Annotated in this window: 14 protein-coding genes; 3 read left to right on the top strand and 11 right to left on the bottom strand. The window is 73.5% G+C overall.

Annotated features, from left to right (window positions below; all coding sequences use genetic code 11):
- The first annotated feature begins 45 nt into the window (after positions 1-45).
- The gene (locus tag ACPZVR_RS16920; RefSeq protein ID WP_436700796.1) at positions 46-1,161 is read left to right on the top strand and encodes an S-(hydroxymethyl)mycothiol dehydrogenase; all 1,116 of its coding nucleotides are present in this window, start codon (positions 46-48) and stop codon (positions 1,159-1,161) included.
- Positions 1,158-1,778 carry an MBL fold metallo-hydrolase gene (locus tag ACPZVR_RS16925; RefSeq protein WP_436700798.1) on the top strand — a complete coding sequence of 207 codons (621 nt, stop codon included), beginning with the start codon at positions 1,158-1,160 and terminating at the stop codon, positions 1,776-1,778. The genes ACPZVR_RS16920 and ACPZVR_RS16925 overlap by 4 nt, the downstream gene beginning before the upstream one ends.
- A gap of 52 nt (positions 1,779-1,830) precedes the next feature.
- Here ACPZVR_RS16925 and ACPZVR_RS16930 read toward each other — a convergent pair whose 3' ends face one another.
- From ACPZVR_RS16930 to ACPZVR_RS16980, 11 genes are all read right to left on the bottom strand, one after another.
- On the bottom strand, positions 1,831-2,592 hold the full coding sequence (locus ACPZVR_RS16930; protein WP_436700800.1) for a tyrosine-protein phosphatase: 762 nt from the start codon (positions 2,590-2,592) through the stop codon (positions 1,831-1,833).
- 9 nt (positions 2,593-2,601) lie between these two features.
- Positions 2,602-3,438, bottom strand: a complete 837-nt coding sequence (locus tag ACPZVR_RS16935; RefSeq protein WP_436700802.1) for a DUF1295 domain-containing protein — start codon at positions 3,436-3,438, stop codon at positions 2,602-2,604.
- Complete coding sequence (locus ACPZVR_RS16940; RefSeq protein ID WP_436700804.1) at positions 3,435-4,688, bottom strand: class I SAM-dependent methyltransferase; 1,254 nt, start codon at positions 4,686-4,688, stop codon at positions 3,435-3,437. Before ACPZVR_RS16940 ends, ACPZVR_RS16935 begins: the two co-directional genes overlap by 4 nt.
- Positions 4,685-5,965 carry a class I SAM-dependent methyltransferase gene (locus ACPZVR_RS16945; RefSeq protein ID WP_436700806.1) on the bottom strand — a complete coding sequence of 427 codons (1,281 nt, stop codon included), beginning with the start codon at positions 5,963-5,965 and terminating at the stop codon, positions 4,685-4,687. Before ACPZVR_RS16945 ends, ACPZVR_RS16940 begins: the two co-directional genes overlap by 4 nt.
- Positions 5,962-8,028, bottom strand: coding sequence for an FAD-dependent oxidoreductase (locus tag ACPZVR_RS16950; RefSeq protein ID WP_436700808.1), 2,067 nt, complete (start codon positions 8,026-8,028; stop codon positions 5,962-5,964). The genes ACPZVR_RS16945 and ACPZVR_RS16950 overlap by 4 nt, the downstream gene beginning before the upstream one ends.
- Positions 8,029-8,030: 2 nt before the next feature.
- A complete protein-coding gene (locus ACPZVR_RS16955; RefSeq protein ID WP_436700810.1) occupies positions 8,031-8,819 on the bottom strand; it encodes an anti-sigma factor in 789 nt (262 codons plus the stop codon).
- On the bottom strand, positions 8,816-9,421 hold the full coding sequence (gene sigK, locus ACPZVR_RS16960) for an ECF RNA polymerase sigma factor SigK (protein ID WP_436700812.1): 606 nt from the start codon (positions 9,419-9,421) through the stop codon (positions 8,816-8,818). The genes ACPZVR_RS16955 and sigK overlap by 4 nt, the downstream gene beginning before the upstream one ends.
- 37 nt (positions 9,422-9,458) lie before the next feature.
- The gene (locus tag ACPZVR_RS16965; protein ID WP_436700813.1) at positions 9,459-10,151 is read right to left on the bottom strand and encodes a fasciclin domain-containing protein; all 693 of its coding nucleotides are present in this window, start codon (positions 10,149-10,151) and stop codon (positions 9,459-9,461) included.
- Between the two features lie 91 nt (positions 10,152-10,242).
- Positions 10,243-11,766 (bottom strand): molybdopterin-dependent oxidoreductase, encoded by a 1,524-nt coding sequence (locus ACPZVR_RS16970; RefSeq protein ID WP_436700815.1) that lies wholly within the window; start codon positions 11,764-11,766, stop codon positions 10,243-10,245.
- 68 nt (positions 11,767-11,834) lie between these two features.
- Positions 11,835-12,800: a succinylglutamate desuccinylase/aspartoacylase family protein gene (locus ACPZVR_RS16975; RefSeq protein ID WP_436700816.1), complete on the bottom strand. Its 966-nt coding sequence runs from the start codon at positions 12,798-12,800 to the stop codon at positions 11,835-11,837.
- Entirely contained in the window at positions 12,787-13,284 is a 498-nt protein-coding gene (locus ACPZVR_RS16980; RefSeq protein ID WP_436700817.1) for an ATP-dependent zinc protease family protein, read from the bottom strand. Before ACPZVR_RS16980 ends, ACPZVR_RS16975 begins: the two co-directional genes overlap by 14 nt.
- Before the next feature lie 36 nt (positions 13,285-13,320).
- On the opposite strand from ACPZVR_RS16980, the gene ACPZVR_RS16985 reads away from it, so the two are divergent.
- Positions 13,321-14,511 (top strand): RimK family alpha-L-glutamate ligase, encoded by a 1,191-nt coding sequence (locus ACPZVR_RS16985; protein WP_436700818.1) that lies wholly within the window; start codon positions 13,321-13,323, stop codon positions 14,509-14,511.
- Positions 14,512-14,544 lie beyond the last annotated feature (33 nt).

A 14,544-nucleotide genomic window follows, 5' to 3' on the forward strand; every position in this document is an offset into this window, starting at 1 on the left:
TGATGACTACGGTGGTGCCGAACACAACGGATGAGAGGACTCCCCATGAGTCAGCAGGTGAAGGCCGTCGTCGCTCGTGCGAAGGGTGCGCCGGTGGAGGTCGTGACGATCAACGTGCCGGACCCGGGGCCGGGTGAGGCGGTGGTGAAGGTCCTCTCGTGCGGGGTGTGCCACACGGATCTGCACTACCGCGAGGGTGGGATCAACGACGAGTTCCCGTTCCTGCTGGGCCATGAGGCCTCCGGTGTCGTCGAGGCCGTCGGGCCCGACGTGACGGGGGTGGCGCCGGGTGACTTCGTGGTGCTGAACTGGCGGGCCGTGTGCGGTGAGTGCCGGGCCTGCAAGCGTGGTGATCTGCAGTACTGCTTCGCCACGCACAACGCGAAGCAGAGGATGACGCTCGCCGAGGGTGAGGATGCCGGCACGGAGCTGTCGCCGGCGTTGGGCATCGGTGCGTTCGCGGAGAAGACGCTGGTCGCTGCCGGGCAGTGCACGAAGGTCGACCCGTCGGCCCGCCCGGCCGCGGTGGGTCTGTTGGGCTGCGGCGTGATGGCCGGCATCGGTGCCGCGATCAACACCGGTGCGATCACCCGGGGCAAGTCGATCGCGGTGATCGGCTGTGGTGGGGTCGGGGTGGCCGCGATCGCGGGCGCGGCGCTGGCGGGCGCCAGTCCGATCATCGCGGTCGACATCGACGCGAAGAAGCTCGCGAAGGCCAAGGAGATGGGCGCGACCCACACCGTCGACTCGAGCCAGGTCGACCCGGTGGAGGAGATCAAGCGGATCTGCGGCGACGTCTACGAGGGTGCCGATGGCGCCGACGTGGTGGTCGAGGCGGTCGGCCGTCCGGAGACCTGGAAGCAGGCGTTCTACGCTCGCGACCTGGCCGGCACGGTGGTGCTGGTCGGTGTCCCGACGCCGGACATGAAGGTTCCCGAGATCCCGTTGATCGACGTCTTCGGGCGCGGTGGCGCCCTCAAGTCCAGCTGGTACGGCGACTGCCTGCCCTCGCGTGACTTCCCGATGCTGGTCGACCTCTATCAGCAGGGTCGGCTCGACCTGGATGCGTTCGTGACCGAGGAGATCGGGATCGGCGACATCGAGGCCGCGTTCGAGCGGATGCATCACGGCGACGTCCTCCGCTCGGTCGTCGTCCTGTGACCGCTCGGGTCGATCACGCGGTCACGTCGGGCACGTTCAGCCTCGACGGCGAGACGTTCGACGTCGACAACAACGTGTGGGTGGTCGGTGACGACACCGAGTGCGTGGTCATCGACGCCCCCCACTCGGTCGAGGACATCGTGGCGGTGGTCGGCGGGCGGAAGGTCAAGGCGATCATCTGCACCCACGCCCACGACGACCACGTCCGCGTGGCGCCGGCGCTGCGGGAGGCCACGGTCGCGCCGATCCTGCTGCACCCCGACGACAGGCCGCTGTGGGAGCTGACCCACGGCGGCGACGACGGCCACCTCTGGGACGTCGACCTGGCCGACGGACAGGTCATCGAGGTCGCCGGCACGACCCTGCGGGTGCTCCACACTCCGGGTCACGCCCCGGGGGCGGTGTGCCTCTACGCCCCCGACCTCGGGTGCGTGTTCACGGGCGACACGCTGTTCCACGGCGGACCCGGCGCGACCGGCCGCTCCTACAGCGACCGACCCACCCTCGAGGCCTCGATCCGGGCGAAGCTGTTCGCGCTGCCCGGGGAGACGGTGGTCCACACCGGCCACGGTGACGACACGACCATCGCGGCCGAGCAGGTCCTGCTGGGGTCGTGAGCGCTGGCCCGTCGACCGGCTCCGGCCGGTCGACGGGACGCGGCGTCGCTCGCTACGAGCCGACCCGGAGCATCGCGCGCAGCTCGCCCAGCACGTCGTCGTCCAGGCCGAGCCCGTCACGCAGGTACGACGTCCGGTCGCCGAAGTGCCGGTCGACGGCGGCCCAGGCGGCGTCGAGGTACTCGGTGGCGACGACCAGGGTCGGCTCGTAGGCCGCGACCGCGTCCGGGCCCAGGTGATCGGCGATCTCCGCCTCCACCCGGGCCCGGCTCGCGGCGCTGCGCGCGTTGGTGAGGAGGTAGTCGCTCTCGATCGTCGGGTCGTCGACGCCGGCGATGTGCAGCAGGAGCGCGGAGACCCAGCCGGTGCGGTCCTTGCCGGCCGAGCAGTGGAAGAGCTGGGGACCACCGGTGGCGAGCTGGCGCAGGACGCCGCCGAACGCCGTGCGGGAGCGATCCTCGGTCACGAAGGTGCGGTAGACGTCGTCCATCAGGGCGACGGCGTCCTCGCGCCGCCGCAGCCCGGACATCCGCTCCATCGGTATGCCGATCGCGTCGAAGTGCAGCGCCTCGGCGCCGGGCACGGCGGGGTCGGGATGGAGCGCGACCTCGGTGGGCGAGCGGAGGTCGATGACCGCCCGCAGGCCGATCGCGCCCAGCCGGCCGTGGTCGTCGTCGCTCAGGCGCAGGTCGTTGGAGCGGTAGAAGACGCCCGTGCGCACCCGACCACCGTCGGCGGTGGCGTAGCCGGACCCGGCGACGTCGCGGAAGTTGTCGGCCGAGGCCAGGCGCAGGAGCTCCTCGTCCGTGGTCACGAGGAGACTCTAGGAGGTGCTCCCAGCCCGGTGCCCGCCGGTGCGGCGCGGCGGCCGGGGGAGCAGCCGCGGCGTCCGGGCGGCGTACGCGGCGTACCCCGGTCGCCGCATCATCGTCTCCTCCAGCAGCTTCGCGCCGGTGACCGAGGTCAGGAACCAGGTCATCGCGATCGGCGCGACGAGGGTCGCGAGGCCGGCGACCCACCCGGACGCGAGTCCGCCGGCGAGCCACAGGCCCCACCACACGCAGGCGTCGCCGAAGTAGTTCGGGTGCCGCGTCCATGCCCACAGCCCGGTGTCGAGGACCGGCGGCCGTTCGTCGCGCGGCCGGGAGCGGTATGCCGCCAGCTGGGCGTCGCCGACCGCCTCGAAGAACAGCCCGACCGCCCACACGAGCACACCCAGCACCGCCACCGGCCACCAGCGCACGTCGCGGACCACGCCGACCGAGACGGGCAGGGCGATGACCGGGACCAGAGCGCCCTGCAGCGCGAACACCTTCCGCACCGCCCGGGCCATGCCGACCTCGCGCAGCGAGCCGCCGAGCAGCTTCTCGTAGCGCGGGTCCTCGCCGTCGTGCCGCGCCGTACGTCGTCCGATGTGCCAGGAGAGTCGCCCGCCCCAGACCACGACCAGGGCCACCAGCAGCCAGGTCCGCGGGCCCGAGCCCGCCTCCCCGACCGCGGCGCCCGCCCCGCACGCGAGCGCCGCGACGCCGAACGCCGCCCCCCAGGCGACATCGACGACGGCCACGCGGCCCTGCCGGCGCGCCACCAGCGCGGCCATCGCCATCACCGCGGCGGCCGCGGCGACGGACAGGCCGATGCTGGCGGTGACCGCGGTCATCGGCCCGGCCTCCTGAGGAGCAGCTGGTCGACGCCCATCCGGCCGTCCCGGAAGGCCATCGACCCGCCGACGAGGTAGAGCCGCCAGACCCGGACCAGCTCCTCCCCGACGAGCGCGGTGATCGCGTCGAGGTTCTCCTCGAACCGCCGCAGCCACCCCGCGACCGTCAGCACGTAGTGCTCCCGCAGCGCCTCCACGCCGCGCAGCTCCAGGCCGGCCTGCTCGAGCAGCCCGATCGTCGCGCCGACCGGTCGCATGTGCATGTCCGGCGCGATGAAGGACTCGATGAACGGGCCGCCGCCCGGGTGGCTCGCGCCGCGCGACATCTGCTGCACCAGCACCCGGCCGCCCGGCCGGACCGCGTCGCGCAGCACCCGCGCGTAGGCCGGGTAGTTCCGTTCGCCCACGTGCTCTCCCATCTCCAGCGACGCGACCGCGTCGAACTCGGCACCCGGCAGCGGTACGGCGTCGCGGTAGTCGCACAACCGGATCTCCACCCGGTCGGCCACACCCCGGCGCCGGGCCGCCGCCTCGGCGAACCGCTGCTGCTCCGCCGAGATGGTCACCCCGACGACGTGCGCGCCGAAGTGCTCCGCGGCGTGCAGGGAGAGCGAGCCCCAGCCGCAGCCGACGTCGAGCAGCCGCATGCCCGACTCAGGGGCGCGACCCCCCAGGCCGAGCTTGCGGCAGACCAGGTCGAGCTTGGCCTCCTGGGCGTCGGCCAGCGGCTGCTCGGGCGAGGAGTGGTAGCCGCAGGAGTACGCCATGGTGCGCTCGTCGAGGACCAGCGCGTAGAAGTCGGCGGTGGTGTCGTAGTGGTGGCTGATTGCCCGCCGGTCGCGGTCCTTGCTGTGCAGCCGGCCGCGGACCCGGGCCTGCGTCGCCGGAGGCTCGGGAGGCCGGCCGAGGAGGTCGAGCCCGACAGCGGCGCGCACGGCACCCGCCAGCGCCCGCAACGACGGCCGTCGACCGCCGAGGTCGCGCTCGGCCGCGACCGCGAACGCGTGGGTCAGCGTTGCGTCCAGATCGCCGGGTACGGCGAGCTCCCCGGTCACGTACGCCTGGGCGGCGCCGAGCTCGCCCGGGTGCCACAGCAGTCGCCGCAGCGCGTCGGGCGAGCGCAGCTCCACGACCGGGGCGTCGGCCGGGCCGGCCGTCGTGCCGTCCCAGGCGACCAGCCGGACGGGGAGGTCGCCGCCGACGAAGGGTCGCAGCGCCTGCTCGAGGTCGCTCGCCACCGTGGTCGTCATCGCTCCTCCTCCGGACGGGCCAGCACCAGCTGGTGCACGTCGATGTAGTCGGCGGCGAAGCCGGCGCGGCAGTACTCCAGGTAGAAGTGCCACATCCGCACGAAGGTCGCGTCGAAGCCGAGGTCCGTCACGCGATCGCGCTCGGCGAGGAACGCCCGGTCCCAGCGCTGCAGCGTGGGGGCGTAGTGCCGGCCCATGGCGAGGTCGTCGATGATCCGCAGGGCGGTGTGCCGCCCGGTCACGTCGTCGATCGCGCGGACCGACGGCAGTGCGCCGCCGGGGAAGATGTACTTGGTGATGAAGGTGTGCGTCGACCGCGTGGCGCGCATCCGGTCGTGCGGCAGCGTGATCGCCTGCAGCGCGACCTTCCCCCCGGGAGCGAGGACGTGGTCGAGGGTGCGGAAGTACGACGGCCAGAACTCGTGGCCGACGGCCTCGATCATCTCCACCGACACGACGGCGTCGTACGTCGCGCCGGGCTCGTCGAGCAGCGCTCGGTAGTCGCACAGGTCGACGGCGACCCGGTCGGCGTGTCCGGCGGCGGCGATCCGCGCGCGGCCCAGTGCCTGCTGCTCGACCGACAGCGTGACCGACCGGACCGTCGCCCCGCGGGCCGCGGCCCGGATGGCGAGCTCGCCCCAGCCGGTGCCGATCTCCAGCAGCCGGGTGCCCGCACGGACGCCGGCCCGGTCGAGCAGTCGGTCGATCTTGCGGTGCTGGGCGGTGGCGAAGTCCTCGGACAGCGCGCTCGCGAGGTCGTCGAACAGGGCGCTGGAGTAGGACAGCGTGGGATCGAGGAAGGCCGCGAAGAGGTCGTTGGACAGGTCGTAGTGGTGGGCCACGTTGGCCTGCGTGTTCTCACGCGTCCCCCGGTGGCTGCGCGGCAGGCGCGGTGACACGACTCCGCGCAGCCGCTGCAGGCTGCGTGGCACCAGGTCCGCCATGTCGGCCGCGAGCACGGTGAGGAAGTCGCCGAGCACGCCGTCGCCCGGGACGCCGTCCTCGGCCCAGGCGCCGGTCAGGTAGGCCTCGCCGAAGCCGATCAGCTTGTCCCGTCCGAGGCGCGCGAAGAGCTCGGCCGGCCGGTGCACCACGACGGCGGGTCCGCCGAGTCCGAGCTGTTCGAGGGTCCCGTCCGGGCGGCGCAGCCGCACGGTGATGTGACGGCGCGCCACGGCCGCGCGGAACAGGCGCTCGGCGATCCACGCGGACGGTCCGCCCTCGGGGACCGGCGCGAGACCGGGCCAGGCGGTGGTGGGGGAGGCCGTGAGCGTCATCGGTGGTCTCCTTCGGGAGAGGACGGGCGCGGGCGCGGCTGGACCGGGAGCCGTCGCGCCCACAGGGCGATCCCGTGCGCCCGGATCAGGGCGGCACCGCGCAGGCCGGCCAGCGGCAGCAGGGGCGGCGTCGTCGGGAGACCCGTGAGGCGGGCGTCGAACCGGGCGCCGTCGGCGGTGACCAGCCGGACGCCGAGGTCGAGCCGCCCGGTGACCGGGTCCGGCGGCGGGGCGAGCACCTCGTAGTGGCCGTCGGTGCCGTGGAACGGCGAGACGTACATCGCCTTGTCGACGACATACCGTCCGCCGCTGGTGGTGCGGTCCGGGTCGAGCAGGTAGGCGTGGCGGTCGCCGTAGGTGTTGTGCACCTCCACCACGGTGGCCGCGGGGCGGCCGGTCTCCGTGCCCGCGGCCCAGCACCAGTGGACCGTGATCGGGTTGAAGCAGTGCCCGAGGGCCCGCGGTTGCGCGGCCGTCAGGACCCGGCCGCCCCGCAGGTCGATGTCGTGCGCGGCGAGGAACCGGTCCACGCCCTCGCGCACGGAGGGGGTGTCGCCCGCGAAGTGGTCGCGGCCGAGGAAGCGGCCGCGCGCGCCCTCCACGGAGCCGTCGGCGGCGATCCGGTCGAGGTCGACCACCGTCAGGTGGGAGCGGTGGGTGAACGCGTTGCGCAGCGGGGCCCGGCGGCGATGGGTCAGGGTCGTGGCGTAGGTCGTCGCGGCGGGGCTGGTCGACGCGCTCGTCGACGTGCTCGGTGGGCGGCTGACCGACGGACCCAGGAGTCCGAGACGCTCGAGCGCCCGCTGCCCGGAGCGCGCACCGTCCTCGTGGAAGCCCCAGCCGTGGTAGGCGCCGGCGAACACGATCCGGTCGGTGTCGATCTGCGGCAGCCGGGCCTGCGCCGCGACGGACTCCGGCGTGTAGGCCGGGTGCGCGTAGGTGCGGCGTACCAGCACGGTCGCCGGGTCGACGACGTCCTCGCCGCCGAGCGTGACGAGGTAGCGGGTGGCGGTGGGCAGCCGCTGCAGCCTGGTCAGGTCGTAGGTGACCCGCACCCGCTCCTGGGTCACCCGGGGCCGGCGGAAGTTCCACGACGCCCAGGCGTCGCGGGCGTGCGGCAGGAGGCGGGTGTCGGTGTGCAGCAGCGCGGTGTTGAGGGAGTACGGGATCGCGTCGAGCACCTCCTTCTGCTTGCGCGTCGGCGCCGCCAGCATCCCGAGCGCCTGGTCGGGATGGGTCGCGACCACCACGGCGTCGTACGCCTCCCGTCCGGAGGGCGTGGTGACCTCCACGCCGTCGTCGGTCTCCTCGACGGCGAGCACCGCTGCGCCGGTGCGGATCCGGCCGCCGCGGGCCTCGACCGCGGCGGCGACCGCCGCGACGTAGGTCCCGGACCCACCGCTCACCGTGCGCCACGGCGGCGAGCCGAAGACCGCGAGCATGCCGTGGTGCCGGAGGAACGCGAAGAGGTACGCCGCCGGGTAGTCCAGCGCGGTGCCCGGGTCGCACGACCACACCGCCGCGACGAGCGGCTCGAGGAAGTGCCGGCGGAAGTACGCCGAGAAGCCGTGGCGGTCGAGGAAGCCGGCCAGGGGAGTCAGGTCCGACCTGTCGCCGGGGGAGTCCAGCAGCCGGCGCGCGGCGCGGTGGAAGCGGGGGATCTCGGCCAGCATCCGCAGGTAGGCCGGGTTGCGGTGGTTGCCCGCGCCCGCGGGGAAGAGCCCGCGTCGCCCCAGCGCGCCGGCCCACTCCAGGCCGGTCACCTCGTCGCTCGTCGACATCGACATCTCCGAGTCCTGGGTCGGTACGCCGAGCTCGTCGAGGATCCCCGTCAGCACCGGGTAGGTGCGCCGGTTGTGGACGATGAACCCGCTGTCGATGCGCAGGGAGCGGCCGGTCGGGTCGGTGACGGTGTGGGTGTCAGCGTGCCCGCCGAGCCGGTGGTCGGCCTCGAGCAGGGTGACCTCGGCGCCGATCGCGGGGCGCGAGGCGAGATAGGCCGCGGTGAGTCCGGCGACGCCGGAGCCCACCACGGCGATCCGCCGTGGTGTCGGGGTGGTCATCGTCAGGAGTCCAGGGCGAAGAGCGCGACCGGCTCGCTGGTCGGATGGGGCGATCCGCCGTCCGGCTCGACCGTGATGCCCACCCCGGTCGCCTCGGAGGCGTCGCCGTCGAGGACGTAGGTCGTGTCGGGATCGTCGGGCATCAGTCCGGCCGGGACCATGTCCCCCGCGGGAGTCTGCAGCCACAGCTCGTAGACCTTGCCGTCGGGTGCCGGCGCCATGTCGCTCGTGCGGATCAGCGCCTTGCCCTCGCTGCGCGAGAGCACGATGCTCGCGGTCGATCCGTCCGGGAACGACTGCTCGACGGTGCTGGCGTCGGCGGCGGCCAGGATCCGCTCGGCGGCCGTGAGTCCCGGACCGTCGGGCCCGTCGCTGTCGTCCGCCCAGGGCCGCAGCAGGACCGTGCCTGCCGCGGCCACCAGGACGAGGACCGCGGCCACCAGGAACAGGTGGCCGGCCCGCCCCGACCGGAACGGCCGGCGCCGGCGCCGGGCCGCCGCGAGATCCACCGGCGTCCCCCCAGACGCGGTGGTGCTCAGCGGCGGCAACGGCCGGATCTGGGAGATGCCCTCGAGCACCCGGTCGCGCAGCGCGTCGGGCGGCGCGGCGACCTCGGAGACACCGAGCGTCGATGCCGTCTCACGCAGCCCGTCGACCTCGGCGCGGCACTCGGCGCAGTGCGCGAGGTGCGCCTCGAAGGCGGCCCGCTCGTCGGCATCGAGCGCGTCGACGGCGTACGCACCGGACAGTGCGTGCACGTCCCACCCCGGGGTCTGGTCGTGATCGGTCATCGCTCTACTCCGATCGTGTCGCGCAGCCGGATGAGGCCGTCGCGGATCCTGGTCTTCGCGGTCCCGACCGGCAGGTCGAGGAGGGCGGCCACCTCGGTGTGGGTGTAGCCGCCGAAGTACGCCAGCTCGATCGCCTCGCGCTGTACGTCGGTGAGCTGGCCCAGCGCCGCCCGCACCCGGTGCGCCTCCAGGGAGGCGTGCGCCGCCTCGGCCGTGACGTCGTGCTCGATGCCCCGGTTGGCCTGCTCGTAGGTCGCGTCACGGCGGCCGGCCGCCTCGGCGCTGCGGACCCGGTCGACCGCCTTGCGATGCGTGATCGTCATCAGCCAGGCCAGCGCGCTGCCGCGGGCGGCGTCGTACCTGCTCGCCTGGCGCCACACCTCGAGGAAGACCTCCTGGGTGACCTCCTCGGCCTGGGCCGGGTCGCGGACCACCCGCAGCACGAGGCCGTGGACCCGCGCCGCCGTGGCGTCGTACAGGGTCGCGAAGGCTGCGGTGTCACCGCGCGCGGCCCGCTGCAGCAGCGGGCCGAGGTCGGGGCCGTGGCCGCCGGCCGGCGCCCCCGCGGGAGCGTCGGCCGGGTCGCCCGGGACCGGATCCATGGGTCGATCCTCTCGCGTCGTCAGGTCGGCCGTCAGGTCACTTGACCCCGGTCAGCACCTGGTCGATCACGTAGACGGTGGCGTTCGCCGTCGGGATGTTGCCGCACAGCACCTTCGCGGTGACGGTGCCGTCGGAGACGGTCATGCCGCTCTCGGCGTCGCCCTCGACGGTGAGCTGGTCGCCGGCCAGGGTCTCCTGGTCGCCGACGACGCTGTCCGTCCCTTCGTTGGAGCCGACGACGTGGTGGGCGAGGACCTGGTAGAGCGCGCTCTCCTGGCCCTTCTCCTTGCCCTCGGCGACCATGCCGTTGAGCTGGTCCTCCGGGATCGCGGCGAAGGCGTCGTTGTAGGGCGCGAACACGGTGAGCGCCGCCGCGCCGTTGAGCGTGTCGGCGAGGCCGTCGATGCTCGTCACCGCCGTGACCAGCGTGCTCAGCAGCGGGTTGTTGCTCGCCGCGGTGGCGACCGGGTCCTTCACCATGCCGTCGAAGGAGCCGGCGCCCGAGGTCGGGATCGCCGAGCAGCCCGGACCGAAGGTCTGCGCGGCTGCACCGTCGGCCATCGCGTCGTCGCTCCCCTCGGCGTCGTCGGTGGTCTGCGACGTCTCGTCCGCTTCGGCGTTCGTGTCGTCGGCCGCGTCGTCCTCGCTGCTGCACGCGGCGAAGGTCGTGGTCAGGGCGAGGACGGCGATGCCGGCGCCGGTGGTGCGGCGGAGGTTCTGGAGCTTCATGGTGATGCCTTCCGTAGGAGGGTTCGTGCAGGTGATTCGGAGCGGGTGGCCCAGCGGATGGGACCGATCTGCGCGGAGGTCGAGGCCGGCGTCACGAGACGCGGACCAGCAGCTCGTGCAGTCCGCTCGCGCCGTTCGGGAACGGCTCGGCGCGGACCGGGGTCTGCGGCTCCCCGTCTCCGGCGACCGCGCGGACCGCGATCCGGTGCGAGCCCGGCTCGGCGGCCCAGCGGTGGAACCACTGGCGCCAGTAGTCGTCTCCTCCGTCCGGCCCCAGCCGGGCGTCGACCCAGGGACCTCCGTCCACGCGCACCTGGACCCCGGCGACCCCTCCCCGCGTCTGCGCCCAGGCCACGCCGCCGACCACCACGTCCCCCGCGTCGAGCTCGGCCAGTGCCTTCGGGGTGTCGATGCGCGCGGAGATCTTGATGGGGGCGTCGGTCGCCCAGCCCCGGTCGGTCCAGTAGGCCTGCCGGTCGTCGTACGTCGTCAGGGTGAGCCGGGTCAACCACTTGGTGGCACTGATGAAGCCGTAGAGCCCCGGGATCACCAGGCGCACGGGGAAGCCGTGCTCGCGGGGCAGGGGCTCCCCGTTCATGCCGACCGCGACCAGTGCGTCGCGGCCGTCGAGGGCGAGCGCGAGCGGCGTGCTGATCGTCATGCCGGCGAAGTCCGTCGACAGGATCTGGTCGGCCCGCGTGCTCCCGATGCCGGCGAGATCGAGGACGTCGGCCAGCGGGACGCCGAGCCAGCGCGCGCCGCCGACGTACGGTCCGCCGACGCTGTTGGACACGCAGGTCAGCGTCATGTCGCGCTCGACCATCGGCATCGCCAGCAGCTCGTCGAAGCTCAGCGACACCTTCCGGTCGACGTCGCCGTCGATGGTCAGGGTCCAGTCGTCGGCGCCGATCACGGGGACGTCGAGCCGGGTGTCGACCCGGTAGAAGTCCGCATTCGGCGTGCGGAAGCGGGTGATGCCCGGCACCTGGTCGTCGAGGCCGCGCGGCAGCGGGGGAGCCGGGTCGGTCGGCGTCGGGAGGGCGACGTCCTCGGGCCGGGCGCGCAGGCCGGAGACCAGGCGGCCGGCGAGGCCGCCCGCCGCCGCCAGCGCGGCGACGGCGCCGATCGTCAGCAGCACGGTGCGCCGCCCGCCGTCCGCGCCGTCCGCGCCGGCCGCCTGTCGATGGCTCCGGGCGAGGAGTCGCAGCGCCGCGGTCGCCCCGACCGCCGCGACGGCGGAGGGGAGCAGGTCGAGGAGGGCCGCCTCCGGTCGGCCCAGCACGGCGACCGCGGCGACGCCGACCAGCGCGACCAGGAGCCCGGACCCGACCGCGAGCCGGCGGCGGGTGAGCACCCCGGCCCCGGCGGCGAGGACGAGCACGCCCGCCAGCACCGACCCGACCAGGACCGCCTTGTCTGCGCTGCCGAAGGTGCGGATCGCCCACTCCTTCATCGGGGTGGGCGTCAGGTCGATGACCGTGGAGCCGACCGCCAGCACCGGTGAGGCCGCCGGGTCGGTCAGCGCGGCCGCCAGGTGCGCGAGCCCGATCCCCGCCAGGGTCGCCAGCACGCCGTACCCGGCCCAGGGGAGGTTGCGCCACCGTCGGTTCCTCATGGGAGGGGTTCGGTGCGGAGGGGTGGATCGGATCGGGTGCAGGAATCGCCCGACAAGTCCGCCTGCGGCTACGGTGCGACCGGCGTGGCGATGTGGACGAGCGCGTCGCCCGCGTTGACGAGCGGCGCGCGGGTCAGCCCGATCACGATCCCCGACCGGTCGGCGTGGACCAGCCGCACCCGGCGTCCGAAGGTGTCGGAGAGGCCGCCGAGCCGGCCCCCCTCCTCGACGTACTCGCCGAGGTGGACATCGAGGTGCAGGATCCCGGTGCCCCGGGCCCGGACCCAGGAGCTGCTGCGGCACTCGACGGGGGTCGGCTGCTCCGCCATGGCCGGCTCGGCGTCGATCATGCCGAGGGAGGCGAGCACGCGGCGCAGCCCCGCGACGCCGACGGCGATCGGCTCCTCCTCGAAGCGGAGCGCCTCACCGGCCTCGTAGAGCAGGACCGCCGCGCCGTGGTCGCGCCCGGCCTGGCGCAGCGACCCGTCGCGCAGTCGCGCGTGCAGCATGACCGGGGCGCCGAACGCCTCGGCGAGCTTGCGGGTGCGGGGATCGTCGAGGTCGGCGCGGATCTGGGGGAGGTTGGTACGCCGGTCCGCGGCCGTGTGGAGATCGATGCCGACATCGCACTTGCTGACCACCTCGGTCATGAACAGGTGCGCGATCCGGCTGGCCAGCGACCCGCGCGCGGAGCCCGGGAAGGACCGGTTGAGGTCGCGCCGGTCCGGTAGGTAGCGGTCGCCGGTCATGAAGCCGAGGACGTTGACGACGGGCACCGCCACGAGCGTGCCGCGGAAGGTGCGCGCGGACAGGGTCGCCAGCGCCTGCCGGATCACCTCGACCCCCAGCACCTCGTCACCGTGGATGGCGGCGTTGACCCAGACCGTCGGGCCGTCCTCGCGGCCGTGCACCACGCGCACGGGCAGGCTGACGTCGCCCCCGGTCACCAGCCGGGTGATCGGCAGCTCGACCTCCTTCGTGGAGCCGGCGCGGACCCGCACGGTGCCGATCGCGAACGACTCACGCAGGGCCACCGGACACCCCCCGGTTCTTGCGGCGCACCTTCCGCGGCGGGCGGCCGCCGAGGTAGGAGTGGCCCGAGTCGACGACGAATCCCTGGCGCAGCGCCTCGCGGCCCACGAGCATCCGGAAGCCCATCTCGTCGCGCCGGGTCAGCGTCACCTCGGTGGTGATCACGCGGCCCAGCAGCTCCAGCTCGGTGAGGACGACGAAGCGGTCCTGGGTGTGGCCCGTCGAGCTGCGGACGGTGCGGCGGTCGTGGACCGGGCACTCGACGTACACCGCGTCGTCCGCCGAGCGCTGCCACGGGTGGACGGAGAACCGGACCCAGTCGACGCCGTCGCGCGGGAACGCCGTGAGGTCGAAGGCATGCAGTGCCGACGTGCGGGCACCGGTGTCGAGCTTGGCCTTGACCGGACCCACACCGAGGCCGGGCAGACGCACCCACTCGCGCCAGCCGGCGACCACCGGCGGGCTGCTTGAATGGGCACTGACCACGCATCCATCCAAGCAGGCGATCCCACCAGGTCGGGTATGAAGCTCGCGATCCTCTCTCGCGCACCGCGCTCCTACAGCACCCAGCGGCTGCGTACCGCCGCGCTCGACCGCGGGCACCAGGTGAAGGTGCTCAACACCCTGCGCTTCGCCATCGACCTGTCCGGGGACGAGCCGGACCTGCAGTTCCGCGGCAAGCAGCTGTCGGACTACGACGCCGTGCTGCCCCGGATCGGCAACTCGATCACCTACTTCGGCACCGCCGTGGTCCGGCAGTTCGAGCAGATGGACGTCTACACGCCCAACACCGCCAACGGCATCGCCAACTCGCGCGACAAGCTGCGCGCCACCCAGATCCTGTCGCGGCACAACATCGGCATGCCCGCGACCACGTTCGTGCGCGATCGGGCCGACGTGATCCCCGCGATCGAGCGGGTCGGCGGCGCGCCGGTCGTGATCAAGCTGCTCGAGGGCACCCAGGGCATCGGCGTCATCCTCGCGCCCAGCATCAAGGTCGCCGAGGCGATCATCGAGACGCTGCAGAGCACCAAGCAGCAGGTCCTCATCCAGCGCTTCGTCAAGGAGTCGAAGGGCCGCGACGTCCGCGCTCTCGTCGTCGGCGACCGGGTCGTCGCGGCGATGCGCCGCGTCGCGCAGGGCGACGAGTTCCGCTCCAACGTGCACCGCGGCGGCAGCGTGGAGCGCGTCGACCTCGACCCGGCGTACGAGCAGGTCGCCGTCCGCGCCGCCCAGATCATGGGCCTCAAGGTCGCCGGGGTCGACATGCTCGAGGGCAAGTCCGGCCCACTGGTGATGGAGGTCAACTCCTCGCCCGGCCTCGAGGGCATCGAGACCGCCACCAAGCTCGACGTCGCGGGCGCGATCATCGACTACATCGACAACCAGGTCGCCTTCCCCCAGATCGACGTCCGCGAGCGGCTGTCCGTCTCGACCGGGTACGGCGTCGCGGAGCTCGTCGTCCACGGGGACGCCGATCTCGTCGGCAAGAGCATCGGCGACTCGGGCCTGCGCGACCGCGACATCACGGTGCTCACCCTCCACCGCGGCACCCTGGTCATCCCGAACCCCTTCCCGCACCACGTGCTGGAGGCCGAGGACCGCCTGCTCTGCTTCGGCAAGCTCGAGGAGATGCGCTCGATGATCCCCGCGCGACCCAAGCGCCGGGCCCGGGTCAAGAAGCTGCCGAAGCAGCCCATTCACGAGGGCTGATCGGCCTCGTCCTGTTCCCCCGGCCGACTGGCG

It is taken from the genome of Nocardioides segetis (assembly GCF_051390595.1).
Taxonomy (GTDB): Bacteria; Actinomycetota; Actinomycetes; order Propionibacteriales; family Nocardioidaceae; genus Nocardioides.